A 16,462-nucleotide genomic window follows, 5' to 3' on the forward strand; every position below is an offset into this window, starting at 1 on the left:
AAGGTTCTCGGCTAAGATCATGGAAATAAAGCTGATTATATTGTTTTTGGCGATTTTGTTGGATCGCATAATTGGTGATCCGGCATGGATGTGGGCGCGGATCCCGCACCCGGTTATGATCTTTGGTAAGCTGATTAGCTTCTTTGAAAAGCGTTTAAACCATAAAGATCGGATGCCGCAAAATCTGCGACTGCGCGGCACATTGGCAATGCTATTTTCGATATTGTTGGTTGGCGGATTGACCTTTGGTTTGCAATTGCTTTTGCGCCAACTAAACCTTGCTGGCGCTATCATTGAAACCTTGATTGTGATGGTTTTTCTGGCGCAAAAAAGTCTGGCAGACCATGTGCAGGCAGTGGCGATAGGCTTGCGTGAGGGAGGCTTGGTAAAAGGGCGCGATAAGGTTTCAATGATTGTCGGGCGTGACCCGCAAGACTTGGATGAGGGCGGTGTCTCGCGTGCAGCCATTGAAAGTCTGGCGGAAAATGCTTCCGATGGGGTGGTTGCTCCGGTCTTTTGGTATCTGCTTCTGGGCTTGCCGGGATTGCTCACCTACAAGCTTATCAATACGGCTGATTCCATGATTGGTCATAAGAATGAACGTTATCTCTATTATGGTTGGTTCGCGGCCAGATTTGATGATCTGGTCAATCTCATTCCGGCCAGATTGACGGGGCTGTTAATAGTCTTGGCTGTGCTGGTGACCCGTGGTTTGACGTCTGCACGAAATTGCTTTCAGGTTATGTGGCATGATGCGGGTTCGCACCGCTCGCCCAATGCCGGTTGGCCGGAAAGCGCATATGCTGCCGCCCTTGGGCTCGCATTGGCAGGGCCACGCCATTATTATGGTCAGCTTGTTGCCAGTCCGACTTTAAATGAAGGCGGACGAAGGGATGCAAAAGCGGATGACATTGATGCAGCGGTCAGGCTTTTCTGGCAAACGATGAGTGTGATGGCTGTTATGGTTGGCATTACAGCATTTGTTGTTTGGCTGGCCTAATTTTCGACCGGTGCAAAATCTTTGCCATTGAATCGATGCAGTCGATTGGGATTGTCGCTGCGCATACCGTTTTGATTAAAGCGAATAGTGCCGAGGATAGTCTCAAAAGCGGTAGAAGATAAAATCTCGGCAATGGGCAGGTGTTTTTCTTGCGACAGCTTTTGTGCCTGATCAGCTATCTGCATTGTGGCAAAACCGGCTGTCAGATAAGTGTCGACAATTTCGCCGCGATCTTGCATTTCTTGTCTGAAGTTCTGTGCTGATTTTAATGATGCTGGGGCAAGGGGTGCCACCATAAAAGTGTCGGTTGAAAGCGGTAGGCCGTTCGGGATTGCGTTCAATAAAGCACCGCCGGCAATAATCAACGGATAATTCAAGCCCTTAGCACTTTGTGCAATTGCGGCTGCATCATCGGCTTGTCCGCCGATAAAGACATGGCTGGCACCGGCACGACGCAACCGCGAGACAAGCGCATTTTGATTGGTAAGGCCGGGGCGGTAAGTATCGGTAAAAACCGGTGCGAGTTGCTGCTCTTTGAGTGCATTCAATACGCCAGCCGCCAGTTCACGCCCTTCAATCGTACCGTCATCGATAATCGCAAAAGGCTCTTGTTTCCAGAGGCTGCCAAGAACAGAACCGGTGGCAGCAACCTCTTTTTCCATGCCGGTTGCCAAACGATATACCGGTGGAGAGAAAGGTTTTCTTTTTTCAAGCAGTGTTCGTTCCTGCACACCGCTGCTGAGCACGGGAATATTATTCTGCTGTAAAAGTGGTAACGCAGCTTCAAGCGCTTCACTGCATATAAAACCAGTGGCAAGGGTAATTTTTTGCTCAACAAAGCGCTCTGCCACTTGTTTTCCACCTTCCGAAGAGCAAGAATCATCTGCAATAATAAGGGTGGCAGCATTGTTATGGGCTTGTTTAGCGCCCTTAACCAATTGTTCGCCAAGCATTGCAAAGGAGCCGGAAAGTGGTGCTGCAAAGCCAATTTTGGTTTCATCAGCCCGCGCGACACCAGCCGCATTAAAAGTTACGGTCAGAAAACTCACTATCATCAGGGCTTTTGCAGAGCCGGACATCATGGCAGAACGATCTTGTTTAAAGCGATGGAAAGCGAAAATAACATAAATGTGGGTAGCGGTTTAAGCTTCATCGTGCAATGCCTCAAATAAAATAACAAGAAACATCTTGCTCAATTGGTATGGATTGCCGTATTGAGCGGTGTAAATTTGATCGCATTTGGGTATATTCAGGGTGACAGTGTGCAAAGCGTGAAGGTAACAGGTCCGGAAATGACGGCAGTCGAGCCGCAGACATATCGCAATGCGATGAGCCATTTTGCCGGTGCGGTGCAATTGGTAACCACAGATGGTAAGTCGGGCAGACGCGGGCTTACCCTAACTGCTTGCTGTTCGGTTTCGGATAATCCGGCGACAGTTTTAGTTTGCTTGCAGAAAGTGCATGAATATAACAAGCTGTTCATTGAGAATGGTGTATTTGCCATTAATACTTTATCGTCAGCGCATCAAAAACTGTCGGATGCTTTTTCCGGCCGGTTTCAGATGACACAAGACGAGCGTTTCGCTTTGGCGCAATGGCAGACATTAACAACAGGCGCGCCGGTTTTGGCCGATGCACTGGCATCGTTTGACTGTATCGTTACCAGTGTGCAGGAACATTCTACCCATTACGTGGTGTTTGGCGAAGTGGTTGGCGTTTCGCAAAAAACGGATGAGGAAGCGCTGATTTATCTCAATCGCCGCTATCATACATTGCCGCTTTGAATATAAGGGTAAATCCTTACCGGAGGTTTGTCATTTGCTGAAGCTTGTAAAATCGATCACATATCTGAGCGCATTAATTGCGACAGGTGTTGTGAATACGGCTTCAGCCGGGGTGTTGCCTGCCTATAAAAATGAATATTTTGCTTATCCGGCGGTTATATCGTCCAAAGATAATGGTGCTTATCAGATCATTGATTACAATGAGATGCGCGATATCAACGGGCGTGATGCCATTCCGGAAAAGCGCGTGAAAGATAATTATATCAGTTTGCGCGCACGTGCTAATCAGCAGGATCTGGTGCTTAAAACCGAAGCCGGCAACGTTAAGGCAATGGCTGCCGGTAAACTCAAGAATGCTTCCTTTATTGTCATTTATCTGCATGGCCGGGGCGGTAACCGCCATCAGGGCATGAATGATTTTACTTTTGGTGGTAATTTTAATCGTGTCAAATATCTGACAAGCCAGAATGGCGGCCTTTATGTTACGCCGGAATTTAAAGACTTTGCCGATCAGGGCGAGGCGCAAATTGCCGCTTTGATAAGCACTTTAAAATCACAATCGCCTAGGGCACAATTGGTTTTATCCTGCGGGTCAGCAGGCGGTGCTCTATGCTGGCGTATCGCTGCCAATGAGCAGGCAGCTTCGCATTTGAACGGACTGGTGTTGCTTGGTTCATTATGGGACGATGGATATTTAAAGACTGCCAGTTTTAAGCGCCGTTTACCGGTCTTTCTGGCGCATGGCAGCCGTGATCCGGTTTTTGCTGTTTCTGATATGGAGGCTTTTTATCAAAAGCTGAAAAAGTCTGCATCCAACTATCCGGCGCAGTTTCGTCGCTTTGAAAGTGGCAATCACGGAACACCGATCCGGATGGCGGATTGGTATGAAATTTTGAACTGGATTTTGAAATAAAGGTGCAATCAGCTGTGCAGTTTTGCATTAAATATTGCGTTGTGACCTTCCTGCCACTCGACAATTTCGCAAAAGCGAATAGTTATTTCAGTTAATATTTGCCCCCATTCAGTCTATGTGAGGAATGCTATGCTTGGTCGTGCCCGCACCGGAACCCGTTTTATGTTACTGGCGATGATTGCCCCTTTAATGGCTGCTTGTACAACGACACCCACACCTTCAGGCGGCACACAGACCAAAGCGCAGATGCCGATTTCGGGATCGGGCACATCCTCAGGTTTTTTTGCACCTGTGACCAAATATGTTGATCCGGCATTGGCTGATGCTTGCATCACCGCTGCTGCCAATAAATATTTCCTGCCTGAAAAAGTGATTTCAGCGGTTGATACGCGTCCGGGCTCTGCCGGTGGCACCGATGTCATCATGAAGGTCGATTTGCGCAGTGCTGTCTGCTCGGTCAATGCCAAGGGCGGCGTGCGCTCGGTTGTCGATACGACCCCGATGAGTGCAGATCAGGCGGCCGCGAATGCTGCTGCCGCTGCGGCTTCTGCCAATAAGGCACCGGCTAAGAAAGCAGAAGTTGTGAAGGCCTCTGCCAAAGGCAAGGCAAAATAAGACTGATTGATAAAATGAAAAAGGCAGGGAATTCCCTGCCTTTTTTGTATTTGTGATTTACCTGAAACCTTCGGGACGATGCGCGCCGCCATACCAGCGTGGTGTATAGGTCCATTTTTGCCCCATGCTGGTGCCAAATGTCCGTGTCAGGCTGGAGCCGACAAGTACAACCGTGCGCATATCCACCATATCGGAATGCAGTTCACCAAGGGTAATATGGCGTAAGCCTTCAGCTGGACGACCTATATCGCGTGCCAGTATCACTGGTGTTGAAGGCGCACGTAGCTCGCGCAATTTCTCAATGGCTTGGCCTAACTGATGCGGACGCGCTTTGGAAACCGGATTGTAAAACGCGATTACCATATCAGCTAAAGCTGCATGATGGATGCGGTTTTCAATCACGCTCCACGGCTTTAAATTGTCTGACAGCGAAATGATGCAGAAATCATGCCCCAATGGCGCACCGGCTTTAGCGGCTGCCGACATCGCGGCAGAAATGCCGGGCTGAATGACCAGCTCAACCGCGTGCCAGCTTGGATTATCACTTTGGTCAAGGGCTTCCATCACCGCGGTCGCCATGGCAAAGACACCCGGATCACCCGATGAAACCATCACTACCGAGCGGCCAGAGGCTGCCAGTTCAAAGGCGTGGCGGGCGCGCTGCATTTCTTCACGATTGTCAGTTGCATAAATGCGCTGATCTTCACGCAAGGTTCCGGCCATTTTAATGTAGGTTTCATAGCCGAGCAGGTCTTGCGCTTGGTCAAGTTCCGCCAGCACGGCAGGCGTGGTGAATTGCTTGTCGCCGGGGCCCAGACCAATAACGCTCAAACGTCCACGCGGGCGACCACATAAGACGATGTCTTCTGGTGTATTGGCAATCGCGAGTGTGACGTGACTGTCTTCAATCAGCTTGACCGGTTCATCGACGCTGTGCGGGGCGAGAGCTCCATCTGACACGATAAAACGCAATGGCAAACCGGATTGCGCCGCGAAATGACGGATATCGTCATTGTTGCAATCACGCTCATGGGCAAGGATCAATGCCAGCGAGGCAGGTGCCAATCCTGCATTTGTCAAAATTTTTACCACGTGATCGTGTAAATCGGCACAAGGTTTTTCAATGCCGATGACAATGGTGCGCGGATAATAGACCAGCTCATTATCGTTGGGTGTCGTTAATTCCGGCGTGATGCGGATTGTTAAAGTGCCGTCATCTTTGAGCGGTAATTTGGAACGTCTGATCCATTGCGACTGGCCGATGAGGCGCAAATTTTCACCTGCCAGCAAATCGGAGGTGAATTTTTTGGCCGTTTCAGGATTGGCCAAGCTTATATCGCTTGGTGGATGCAACAGATTGATGCCAAAGCGCAATTCACCGCTGGTGGTGATGGCGGGTTTGACATCAAAGGCTTTGGCAATGCTCTTTGCCATTTCATTAACGCCAGTCAGACCACCAAGTAGCGGCACGACGGCGCTGCCATCTTCGGCAATACTCAATACCGGCGGCTCTGCCTGTTTGTTGCTGAGCAGGGGGGCGAGCGCGCGAATGATAATACCGCTGGCGCATAAAGCGATCAGTGGACGGCCTTCCTGATAAAGCGCGCGTAATGTGTCGCCAAAATGCGGATAGGTCTTGTCGGCACCTTGAACGCGCGTTTCAAGCCCGAAAATTTCAGCCCCTTGATAAAGGCTGGCAATGGTTTTGGCCGCCTCTAAGCTGGCTTGACCTAAAATCAAAATGGCAGGCGCAAGTTTCATAGTCCGTTCCATTTTTCACCCGGTACGAGGATCAGCGAGAAATACGGACATTCATCGGCATTGACTTCATCAAGAGGGATAATGCGTTGATTTTGCATCGTGGCGCGTTCCACATAAAGTGCGCGTTCAAGCAAGCCTTCTGCGCGCAAAACATCACGCACTTTGGCAAGGTTCTTACCCAGTTTCATGATGGCGCAAGCATCCGTATTGCGGATTTTTTCGCGCAATTCATCATAGCTCATGACGCCGGAAAGAATGCTCAACACCTGATTGCGATAGCAAAGCGGTGCACCCAGCACGGCAGAGGCACCAAGTACCGAGCACACACCGGGCACGACATGGGTTTCAAAGCGATGCGCCAGACGGTCGTGAATATACATGAATGAGCCGAAGAAAAACGGGTCGCCCTCGGCAATCACCGCTACATCCTGACCTGCATCAAGATATTCTGCCAGTTGATCGGTGATTTCGGTATAAAAATCACTGACGATCTGCTCGTAATTCATATGTTGCGGCAGCTTTTCGGTTGTTACCGGGTAGATCAGCGGCATACGTGTTTGGTCGGGTGACAAAAATTCTTCGACGATGGTCAGCGCATTACCTTTTTTGCCTTTGGCAGCGTGGTAGGCAACAACTGGCGAGGCTTTGAGCAGGCGCAGGGCTTTGAGGGTGATGAGCTCCGGATCACCGGGCCCAACACCAAGACCATATAATTTACCCTTTGGCGTTGCGCTCATCATTCCTTCTCCGAAGCCAGCGCATTGATGGCGGCTGCGGCCATGGCGCTGCCGCCACGGCGACCACGCACAATCACGAAAGGAACGCCACGGCTGTTGGCCGCCAGTTCATCTTTCGATTCAACGGCACCTACAAAACCAACCGGCATACCGATGATGAGCGCAGGCTTTGGTGCGCCTTGGTCGATCATTTCAAGCAGGCGGAAAAGGGCGGTGGGCGCATTGCCGATAGAAACGACACTGCCTTCCAGATGCGGCAACCATAATTCAAGGGCGGCGGCAGAACGGGTATTGCCAAGTTTTTTGGCCAGTTCCGGCACAGACGGATCGTTTAATGTGCAAATGACCTGATTATCGGCTGGCAATCTTGCGCGGGTCACACCTTCAGCAACCATGCGGGCATCACAAATAATTGGCGCACCACCCAGCAATGCATCGCGGCCGGACTTACCCGCACCGCTTGAAAATACCAGATCATCAATGATATCAACCATGCCGGAAGCGTGCGCCACGCGTACGGCCAGTTTTTCCATGTCTGCAGGAATGTTTGCCAGATTGGCTTCAGAACGAATGATGGCGAAAGAGCGATCGTAAATCGCCTGTCCGTCACGAATATAATCAGACATTACCGGTTCCTGTAGGTTTGGATATTTGGTGTTGTTGCAGCAATTTGGCTGCATCCTGAATTGTTATATTGCTGGCCAATAGCCTTCCAAAACGTGATCGTCCAGTTTTGTCTTGCAAAAAGAGGTCATAATGTTGTGGTTTGGTGGCTAAAAGCGTGACCGGCAAGGCACTTAAAGATGCACAAGACTTGGCACAGCCGGTCAGATGAATAAACGGCATTGTTTTTTGTCCGAGCAGCTGTGCCAATTGTTTGGCATCGCTTTGCGTGTCTGCTAAAGCGGAAGCGCATCCCTTTGAACCGGAACAGGCACGGATATTGGCGGCAATATCGTGGCTTTTGGTGGCAAAGCCTGCCTCATGTAATGCTCGTAAAATGGCTGGCGCTTTTTCCGCATCAATATTGGGGATCAGAAAACTTTGCCAAGGGGTGAGGCAGAAATAATCAGCACCGGCAGACAGAGCGATGATGCCAAGTTTTTGCAGGTCTTGTGGTGAAAGCCGTCCTAAAAACGGCATCGCACTGACATAGTATTTCGTTTCATCACGATGTTTGTGTTGGCCGAGTTGGGTAAAAGCTTTTGCCTCTTGGCGCTGCCAGTGGCTTGATGCAATAATTCCGCTAAATTGTTTTTCTATTTCAGCGATCAATTCTTCATGGCTGATATAGGCAAATAATTGCTTCATCCGGCTGATGTTGAATTTTTCTGCCAGCGCCAAGAATGTGTCCAGACAAGTACAGACAAAAGCAAGAGCATCAGTTTGCCTGATTATATAATCAGACTGAAGCGGCATGGAGGCAAAGCCGAATGCAAAATGTTCGCCGTCCTCACAAGCACTGAGCCAAATATCATTTGGATGGGTAGTGATAGCGCAAGCCTCGCCGCCATCAACTAGCAGTGAAAATTTAGGCGACAATGCGTGATAGCGCGGCGTTAATTGCAAAATCCGCAACAGTTCATTGGCGAGATCGGTGGTGTCGGTCAATTGGATTGCATCCATGCCAATGGTCGGATTGACCATGACATTGCGCACATCATCGCCCTCAGGTCGTAATGGGCCTAATCCGCATGCAATTAAAGCTGCAATCAAAGCTTCACGGTTTTCAGGTTTTACGCCGCGCAATTGTAAATTGGAGCGAATCGTCAGCTCAATAATACCATTGCCGTAGGTCTGGCTGAGCCGTGCGATTTCGTCTGCTTGCTGGCATGTGATCCGACCAAGTGGCAGCTTGATGCGGCAGATAAACCCATCCAATGCGCGGGTCATGCGGAATAATCCGGGACAGGCGCTGCGACGGTCAGTAGAAGGAGCAATGTTAAGTAGGTTTGCGGGCATTTTTTTCTTATACGCCTTGATCTTTAATCATGCCACAGTCAAACCAGTCTTGAGAGTAAAAGGAGCAAAAAAGATGGCACGCTGGCTGACAGTGATCGGGATTGGCGAGGACGGTTTTTCTGGTCTTGGACAGCAAGCACGAAATGCCATTGCTTCGGCAGTGTTTATTTTTGGGGGCGAACGTCATCTGGCTTTGGTGGAAGGCCATCATCAGGCAGAAGTAAACGCATGGCCGATACCGTTTTCAAAATCCTATCAGATGATTGAGGCAATGCGCAGCAAGCCGGTTGTAGTGCTTGCCAGCGGCGACCCGATGTTTTTCGGCATGGGTGCCAGCCTGATGCGTCATTTCACGCTTGATGAAGTGGAAATCATTCCTTTTCCATCCTCCTATGCAATGGCCGCAGCACGGATGGGCTGGGCTTTGCAGGATGTGGAATGTTTAAGCGTACATGGTCGGCCACTGGCGATTTTGCAAAAACATATTCATGCCGGAAACAAGCTTTTGGTGCTGAGCGATAGCGGCAAAACACCCTTGGCGGCGGCAAAATTATTGCACGCGCGCGGATTCGGGAGTAGTCAGGTCAACGTATTGGAGCATTTGGGCGGCGAAAAAGAGCGCATTATTCGTGGGCAAGCAGCCTCATGGCAGGCGCAAGATTGTGCTGATTTGAATATCTTGGCGATTGAATGTATCGCAGATGAACATTTTGTCGTCTTTCCGCTTGGCGCTGGTCTAAGCGATGAGCATTTTATCAATGACGGTCAATTGACCAAGCAGGATATTCGCGCCGTCACGCTTGCACGTTTGATGCCGCAGCCGCATCAATTATTGTGGGATGTGGGTGCGGGCTGCGGCTCAATCAGTATTGAATGGATGCGGATGCACCCGACTTGCCGTGCTATCGCCCTTGAAGCCAATGCACAAAGACAAGAATTTATCTTAAAAAATGCTGAAAATTTAGGTGTTCCGGCATTGCAATTGGTGCGTGGTAAAGCGCCGGAAGCACTCACTGGTCTTGAAGCGCCGGATGCAATTTTCATTGGTGGCGGTGTGACGGGCAGGGATGTTTTGCAAAGCTGTTGGGGTGCGCTGAAGCCTGGAGGGCGCTTGGTGGCCAATGCGGTGACCTTACAAAGCGAGATGGCTTTGCATCAATGGCGTGCACAATATGGGGGCGAGTTGGTGCGTATTTCGATGGCGCAAGCAGCAGAGCTTGGTTCTTTTGATGTCTGGCGGCAGGCTTTGCCGGTCACAATTTTGTGTTCGCAAAAACCGCAATGATTTAAATATGACTTGAATTATCATGTTTAAATAGGTAGGTCTTGGATGATGCAGTCAATCTGCAGTTGAAACTGGCGGAAGGGGAAAATCCATGACCATTTTGCAAGCTAATCTTGAAACTGCGGTTCAGGATCCTTCCGTACTCATCGATAAAATTACCAAAATTTTTGAAGAACATGCGCAGATCACTATAGATAGTGCGGTTACAAAAATTACGCTGCCTTATGGTTCGGCGGATTTGTCGGCTGAGCCTGAAAAATTTTGCGTCAGTGTAACATCTGAAGATGATGCAGGATTGGCTTATATGAAATATGCCATTGCCTATCAGTTGACCGAGACATTGAAAGCGGAAAAATCGGGCGCCAAAATTGTCTGGAGCGGTGATGGTGGTGCAGGAACTGTATTGGCATTTTTACGTGAAATGCAGGTGGTTTCAAATACTGAAGTAACCCCTTTGATGCGTCGTGTGCGTTTGCGAGGTGAAAACCTTGAGCGCTTTACCCGCGATGGTTTGCATGTGCGTCTTCTTTTCCCCAAGCATCAAAATGTGAAACCTGAATGGCCGGTGATGGGGGGAAATGGCATTCCGGTCTGGCCTGAAGGCGAAAAGGAATTGGTCGGACGTGCCTATACTATCCGTCATATTGATGCGGATGCCGGTATTGTCGATATTGATCTCGTTTTGCATGAATGTGACGAAGATGGCGATCAGGATGGTGGTTATGGAGCGCGCTGGGCTGTCGAGGCAAAACCCGGTGATATTGTCGGCATGACAGGGCCAGGTGGCGGCAGTGCGCTTTTGACGGCTGATTGGTATTTGTTGGCCGGTGATGAAACGGCGCTTCCCGCTATTGCGCGCATTTTGGAAAGTCTGCCTGCTGGCAGTAAAGCCACAGTGCGGATAGAAATTGCTGATAAAGCGGAAGAACAACTCTTAAAAACAAAAGCAGAGCTTGATCTTCGCTGGCTTCATCGTAATGCTACCAAAGATGACAATAAAGAACTACTTTATGATGCTGTGAAAGCCGTTGATTATCCGGATCATGAAGAGAATATTTTTGTCTGGGTGGGCTGCGAATTTAGTGCTTTTCGTTCAATCAGAGGCTTTATTCGCAAGGAGAAGAAAATTCCCCGCGAGAAACATCTGGTTGTTGCTTATTGGCGCAAAGGCGCCAGTGGAGATGCCGCAAGACGGGAATAATGCAGGCGCCTGAAATATCGGCAGTCTGCCAGTAATTTGGAATGAAGATGCTTCGTCGGTTTATGGACTATTACAAGCCCTATAAGGGGTTGTTCTTTTTGGATTTCGGCTGCGCGATTTTGGCAGGCCTTCTGGAGCTTGGCTTCCCGATGGCCGTCAAACTATTCGTTGATGATTTGCTGCCGAGCCAACACTGGGGGCTGATTTTAGTCGCGTCGGCCGCTCTATTAGGGATTTATCTGGTCAATACCGGTTTGATGGCGATTGTGAACTATTGGGGCCATATGCTTGGTATCAATATTGAAACAGAAATGCGTCGCAAGCTGTTTGACCATATGCAGAAATTATCATTCAGCTTTTATGATAATAATAAAACCGGCCATCTGATTGCACGGGTTACCAAAGATTTGGAAGAAGTGGGCGAGGTTGCCCATCATGGTCCTGAAGATCTTTTCATTGCCATTATGACATTTATCGGCGCTTTCATTTTGATGTTCTATGTCAATCCGCAACTGGCGCTGATTACGGCAGCGGTTGTGCCTTTTGTCGTTTGGGTATCAGGCCGTTACGGCAGCCGTATGACGCAGAATTTCCGTGCTCTTTACCGCCGCGTGGGTGATTTTAACGTACGTGTGGAAGAAAATGTCGGCGGCATGCGTGTGGTGCAGGCTTTTGCCAATGAAGACCATGAACGTGAACTTTTTGCCCGTGACAACCAGAATTACCGTCAGACCAAGCTGAATGCTTATAAGATCATGGCAGCTTCGACATCGCTGACTTATTTGTCGATGCGTTTGACGCAATTGATTGTGATGCTGGCCGGCACTTATTTCGTGCTGCAGGATCAGCTGAGTGCCGGTGGTTTTGTTTCCTTCCTGCTTTTGGTAACAGTATTTATCCGTCCGGTTGAGAAAATCAGCTCGGTGATTGAATCTTATCCGAAGGGTATTGCAGGCTTCAAACGCTACCTTGAGCTGCTGGAAACCGAGCCGGATATTGTCGATGCACCTGATGCCGTGGCTGTTGCCGATCTTAAAGGGGATATCAGCTTTGAAAATGTCAGTTTTGGTTATTCACCGGAGAAGCTGGTTCTCAACAATATCAGTCTGGACATCAAGGCCGGTGAAACCATAGCTTTTGTCGGCCCTTCGGGTGCCGGTAAGACGACGCTTTGTTCGCTCTTACCGCGCTTTTATGAAGTGAATGCCGGTGCCATTAAAATTGATGGTATCGATATCCGCAAAATGACATTGGCATCGCTGCGTAGCCAGATCGGTATTGTGCAGCAAGATGTCTTTCTCTTTGGTGGTACCATTCGTGAAAACATTGCTTATGGCCGTCTGGATGCCACTTTGGAAGATATTCGTGAAGCAGCGCGACGTGCACGCCTTGATACGATGATTGAATCCATGCCTGATGGTTATGAAACAATGATCGGGGAGCGTGGCGTTAAATTGTCGGGCGGACAAAAACAACGTCTGGCTATTGCACGTATGTTCTTGAAAAACCCGCCAATCCTGATTTTGGATGAAGCGACTTCGGCACTTGATACCGAAACGGAACGCGCCATTCAACGCTCATTGGCAGAACTTTCCGATGGACGTACCTCTCTGGTGATTGCGCACCGTCTGGCAACAATCCGTAATGCTGATCGTATTGTGGTGGTCAATGAACATGGCATCGCCGAGCAGGGCACCCACAATGATTTGCTCAAAGTAGGCGGTATTTATAAGCGCTTGCATGATGTGCAGTTCGAGCAAGTCGCAGCAGAATAAAGACAAACAAAACGCCGGATTTTTGAAGTCCGGCGTTTTGTTGTGGATTGTGCTAATTTGATTAGAAGCTGTAGTTCAAGCCAGCTTTGAGCATGTGGTTATGCAGTTTGTTGGACTGTTTCACGCCGTTCACTTCCGACTTTACATTGCTGATGCGCATATAGTCATATTCAGCTTTGACGGAAAGCGGGCCAGAGAGCTTCTGCTCAACGCCTGCACCCACCAGAACGCCACCTTCCCAGCCCGGACCCTTAGTGGTTGCTTCCTGTTTTTTAAACTTGGTGGTGCCATAACCCAGTGTGCCATAGATAAGAGTGCTATCCATTGCATAACCGGCTTTGGCTTTGGCTGCGGCATTCCAGGATTGCTGCAAACGACCGCCATTACCGATATTATGTTCAGCTTCAGCAAAGTTCAGCTCAACTTCACCACCGAAGACGAAATTACCGCTCTGGATGTTTTTACCGGCAACAACACCTGTCAAAATGCCGGAGCGGCTTGAGAACGGGCTTGGCACTTTGGAAGAAGATGCACCGATCTGTGCACCAACATAGTTGTTGTTCCAATCCGAGCCGGAGGAAACAGGTGTGTCGTAAGAATAATCGTTGTTGTTGAGGTAATCAGCAGCATGACCGGCAGCAGGTGCCGCTACAATTGCTACGCTGAGGCTCATCATCAAAATATGCATTTTACTCATCGGGGACTCCATCGCCACCAAACTCAACGCCGTGGCTTTAATACACTTCGCGCCATCCGATTCTGTGATCTTCCGGTGCTGTTGCAGTGAATTTCTCCGATAATTATGACTAAATTGCTGAAGAGGTGCCTCAAACAGGCAGCAGAACCGCTTAAATTTACCAGCATGATTAATGAATGGTAACTGTCGCTAAAGCTGCAAATCAGATCAGTTTCAATCCGCGCATACTGATGTGGCCATTTTTGCCAACGATAATATGATCATGGATCGTGATACCTAAAGGTTTGCCTGCTTCGATCAAAAGCTTGGTCATTTGTATGTCTGCACTTGATGGGGTCGGGTCGCCTGAGGGATGGTTGTGCACGACAATTATCGCGGTGGATGAAAGCTCCAATGCGCGCCGGATTACCTCGCGCGGATAGACAGGCGTGTGATCAACGGTGCCTGTTTGTTGAACTTCATCCGAAATGAGTTGGTTTTTTTTATCCAGAAACAAAATGCGGAATTGTTCACGCTCTTCATAGGCCATGGCTGTCATGCAATATTGCACGACTTTGCTCCATGCATCGAGTGCTACGCGGCCGATGATCTCATTACGGTTTTGGCGTTTGCCGACAGCAGCCACAAGTTTCAAATCAAAGGCCACGGATTTACCGCAGCCGCGCACTTCGCAAAGCAGATGTTCCGGTGCGCCTAAAACCTCACCGAGCGAACCGAAGCGCGCAAGCAGCGCTTTTGCAATGGGTTTTGTATCTGCTCGCGGAATGGAGCGGAACAACAGCAATTCCAGTAGTTCATAATCGGCCATGCTTTCATCGCCGTTTTTTCTAAACTTTTCCCGCACACGATCCCGATGCCCGAAGTAATGGGGAACTTCGGGTTTGACACCTAATGCTGCAAACTTCGCTGTTTGCTCGGAAAAACCGGGTAATTCATCATTTTCAAGTGTTTTCTTAGTCATACTGCTATGGCTCACCCCCTTGCGCGTAGACAGACAGACTTAAACTGACGTATTATTCAATGTAATTAGAACACAATAAATATAAAAATGAAGTCTCAATGAATAAAAACGCCGACCAATCATTATATTGGGCGGCGTTTTATATAAATTATATAGCTCAAAGTGCTTTAGCGCATGGATGCCGGGCCAAAGATATTTTTCGGCGACAACGTAAAGATCTCACAGCCATCTTTAGTTACGCCGACAGTGTGTTCATATTGCGCAGTCAGAGAGCGGTCACGTGTAACTGCTGTCCAGCCATCTTTGAGCACTTTAACATCCGGTTTGCCCAAATTGATCATTGGCTCAATGGTAAAAATCATGCCTTCACGCATTTCAACACCGTCATTGAGTGTGCCATAATGCAGGATATTGGGCGCATCATGAAAAATCTGGCCAACGCCATGGCCGCAGAAATCACGCACCACCGAGCAGCGCTCGCTTTCGGCATAGGTTTGAATGGCGGCACCAATAGCGCCGGTTTTCGCACCCGGTTTGACGGCAGTAATGCCGCGCAGCAGGCTTTCATAGGTTACTTCCATCAAACGCTCTGCCGCGCGTTTAATTTGGCCAACGGCATACATGCGGCTTGAATCGCCATGCCAGTTATCTTTCAAATAAGTGACATCAATATTGACGATATCACCCTCGCGCAGTGGTTTGTCATCGGGAATACCGTGGCAAACGACATGATTGATTGAGGTGCAAACTGATTTGGTGTAGCCGCGATAGTTAAGTGTTGCCGGTATCGCGCCATGATCGGCACCGAATTCAAAAACGAATTTATCGATCTGATTGGTGGTAACACCCGGTTTGACAATGTCATTCAATTCATCAAGGCAGCGCGCAGTCAGATTACAAATCTGGCGCATCGATTCAAAGGCTTCAGGGCCGTAAAGTTTAATCTGTCCGGTCTGTTTGAGGGGTGCTTGAGTTGCATCAATATAAGTAACCATTATAAATCCGTTCAGACTGTTTCATCAATCGTGACCATTTCGGTCGCAGTTATTTCTTGTGGTGATATGTGGCATCGAAGTGCGTAAGCCTCAACCCCGTTTTTACGGGCAAATTGAAATGCCTGCGCATAAGCAGGATCTAAATCGCCGCTAATGCGGAAGATATCGCAATCTTCACGCTGGATAACAAACAGCATCGCAGCGCGGTGACCTGCTTTGGCCATGTCGACAAGTTCAAACAAATGTTTGGCGCCACGCGCTGTCACTGTATCGGGAAACTCGGCCAAGCGAGGAGTTCTGGTAAAGTGGACATTTTTTACTTCAACATAAATATCCGGCTGGTTTTCTTTGTGCAGCAGCAGATCAATACGTGAATTTTTGCCGTATTTTTGTTCGCGCTTTAAACTGTCAAAGCCCGCAAGTTCAGGAATGAGCCCTTTGAAAATGGCTTCTTCAGCAATTTTATTCGGCAGTGCTGTATTGACGCCAACGAGTGTGTTGTCGGCTTCGATAATTTGTAGGGCATGCGGGTATTTACGCTTCGGATCATCTGAAACACTCATCCAGATGCGTGATCCGGGTGTTGTCAGGCCGAGCATCGAGCCGGTATTGCCAACCGATCCGGTAATAAATGTGCCATCATCAAGCGTGGCATCAACCAGAAAACGCTTATAACGACGCTCAAGACGTCCGGTAACAAGGGGGAGGGTGAACTGCATGGGAATTAGCTTTACGCCAAACCACTTGCGCATTGCAAGCCTGTGGTTTGGCGATGC

General features: G+C 49.0%; 16 protein-coding genes. 7 read left to right on the forward strand and 9 right to left on the reverse strand.

Annotated features, from left to right (window positions below; all coding sequences use genetic code 11):
- Nucleotides 1–19 precede the first annotated feature (19 nt).
- Nucleotides 20–1,000, forward strand: a complete 981-nt coding sequence (gene cbiB / locus ACI0FR_RS06270; RefSeq protein WP_374830632.1) for an adenosylcobinamide-phosphate synthase CbiB — start codon at nucleotides 20–22, stop codon at nucleotides 998–1,000.
- Here cbiB and ACI0FR_RS06275 read toward each other — a convergent pair.
- Nucleotides 997–2,082 (reverse strand): ABC transporter substrate-binding protein, encoded by a 1,086-nt coding sequence (locus tag ACI0FR_RS06275; protein WP_374830634.1) that lies wholly within the window; start codon nucleotides 2,080–2,082, stop codon nucleotides 997–999. The two genes, cbiB and ACI0FR_RS06275, sit on opposite strands and share 4 nt — an antisense overlap.
- Before the next feature lie 210 nt (nucleotides 2,083–2,292).
- Between ACI0FR_RS06275 and ACI0FR_RS06280 the strand changes: the two genes are divergently transcribed.
- The 3 genes from ACI0FR_RS06280 (at nucleotide 2,293) to ACI0FR_RS06290 (ending at nucleotide 4,312) form a co-directional block, all read left to right on the forward strand.
- Nucleotides 2,293–2,784, forward strand: coding sequence for a flavin reductase family protein (locus ACI0FR_RS06280; protein WP_374831123.1), 492 nt, complete (start codon nucleotides 2,293–2,295; stop codon nucleotides 2,782–2,784).
- A gap of 34 nt (nucleotides 2,785–2,818) precedes the next feature.
- Nucleotides 2,819–3,697, forward strand: a complete 879-nt coding sequence (locus ACI0FR_RS06285; protein WP_404905992.1) for an alpha/beta hydrolase — start codon at nucleotides 2,819–2,821, stop codon at nucleotides 3,695–3,697.
- 246 nt (nucleotides 3,698–3,943) lie between these two features.
- Entirely contained in the window at nucleotides 3,944–4,312 is a 369-nt protein-coding gene (locus ACI0FR_RS06290) for a hypothetical protein (RefSeq protein ID WP_374831125.1), read from the forward strand.
- A gap of 57 nt (nucleotides 4,313–4,369) precedes the next feature.
- Here the strand turns inward: ACI0FR_RS06290 and cobJ are convergent, their stop codons facing one another.
- From cobJ to cobG, 4 genes are read right to left on the reverse strand one after another with little or no spacing between them, the layout of a single operon-like run.
- Nucleotides 4,370–6,085 (reverse strand): precorrin-3B C(17)-methyltransferase, encoded by a 1,716-nt coding sequence (gene cobJ / locus ACI0FR_RS06295; RefSeq protein ID WP_374830638.1) that lies wholly within the window; start codon nucleotides 6,083–6,085, stop codon nucleotides 4,370–4,372.
- Nucleotides 6,070–6,813 (reverse strand): precorrin-2 C(20)-methyltransferase, encoded by a 744-nt coding sequence (locus ACI0FR_RS06300; protein ID WP_404905991.1) that lies wholly within the window; start codon nucleotides 6,811–6,813, stop codon nucleotides 6,070–6,072. Before ACI0FR_RS06300 ends, cobJ begins: the two co-directional genes overlap by 16 nt.
- Entirely contained in the window at nucleotides 6,810–7,436 is a 627-nt protein-coding gene (locus ACI0FR_RS06305) for a precorrin-8X methylmutase (protein ID WP_404905990.1), read from the reverse strand. Before ACI0FR_RS06305 ends, ACI0FR_RS06300 begins: the two co-directional genes overlap by 4 nt.
- On the reverse strand, nucleotides 7,429–8,772 hold the full coding sequence (cobG, locus tag ACI0FR_RS06310) for a precorrin-3B synthase (protein ID WP_404905989.1): 1,344 nt from the start codon (nucleotides 8,770–8,772) through the stop codon (nucleotides 7,429–7,431). The genes ACI0FR_RS06305 and cobG overlap by 8 nt, the downstream gene beginning before the upstream one ends.
- A gap of 73 nt (nucleotides 8,773–8,845) precedes the next feature.
- On the opposite strand from cobG, the gene cbiE reads away from it, so the two are divergent.
- The 3 genes from cbiE (at nucleotide 8,846) to ACI0FR_RS06325 (ending at nucleotide 13,033) form a co-directional block, all read left to right on the forward strand.
- Nucleotides 8,846–10,057: a precorrin-6y C5,15-methyltransferase (decarboxylating) subunit CbiE gene (gene cbiE, locus ACI0FR_RS06315; protein WP_404905988.1), complete on the forward strand. Its 1,212-nt coding sequence runs from the start codon at nucleotides 8,846–8,848 to the stop codon at nucleotides 10,055–10,057.
- A 91-nt stretch (nucleotides 10,058–10,148) separates the two neighbouring features.
- Nucleotides 10,149–11,258 carry a DUF2218 domain-containing protein gene (locus tag ACI0FR_RS06320; RefSeq protein ID WP_404905987.1) on the forward strand — a complete coding sequence of 370 codons (1,110 nt, stop codon included), beginning with the start codon at nucleotides 10,149–10,151 and terminating at the stop codon, nucleotides 11,256–11,258.
- 47 nt (nucleotides 11,259–11,305) lie between these two features.
- Nucleotides 11,306–13,033: an ABC transporter ATP-binding protein gene (locus ACI0FR_RS06325; protein WP_374830650.1), complete on the forward strand. Its 1,728-nt coding sequence runs from the start codon at nucleotides 11,306–11,308 to the stop codon at nucleotides 13,031–13,033.
- 61 nt (nucleotides 13,034–13,094) lie between these two features.
- Here the strand turns inward: ACI0FR_RS06325 and ACI0FR_RS06330 are convergent, their stop codons facing one another.
- The 4 genes from ACI0FR_RS06330 to sfsA all read right to left on the reverse strand — a co-directional run bounded on the left by ACI0FR_RS06330 (nucleotide 13,095) and on the right by sfsA (nucleotide 16,405).
- The gene (locus ACI0FR_RS06330; protein WP_374830652.1) at nucleotides 13,095–13,730 is read right to left on the reverse strand and encodes an outer membrane protein; all 636 of its coding nucleotides are present in this window, start codon (nucleotides 13,728–13,730) and stop codon (nucleotides 13,095–13,097) included.
- A gap of 202 nt (nucleotides 13,731–13,932) precedes the next feature.
- Entirely contained in the window at nucleotides 13,933–14,691 is a 759-nt protein-coding gene (radC, locus tag ACI0FR_RS06335; RefSeq protein ID WP_404905986.1) for a RadC family protein, read from the reverse strand.
- Nucleotides 14,692–14,858: 167 nt separating this feature from the next.
- Nucleotides 14,859–15,686, reverse strand: a complete 828-nt coding sequence (gene map, locus ACI0FR_RS06340) for a type I methionyl aminopeptidase (RefSeq protein ID WP_374830656.1) — start codon at nucleotides 15,684–15,686, stop codon at nucleotides 14,859–14,861.
- Between the two features lie 11 nt (nucleotides 15,687–15,697).
- A complete protein-coding gene (gene sfsA / locus ACI0FR_RS06345; protein ID WP_374830658.1) occupies nucleotides 15,698–16,405 on the reverse strand; it encodes a DNA/RNA nuclease SfsA in 708 nt (235 codons plus the stop codon).
- Nucleotides 16,406–16,462 lie beyond the last annotated feature (57 nt).

It is taken from the genome of Paenochrobactrum sp. BZR 201-1 (assembly GCF_044987585.2).
Lineage (GTDB): Bacteria > Pseudomonadota > Alphaproteobacteria > Rhizobiales > Rhizobiaceae > Paenochrobactrum > Paenochrobactrum pullorum.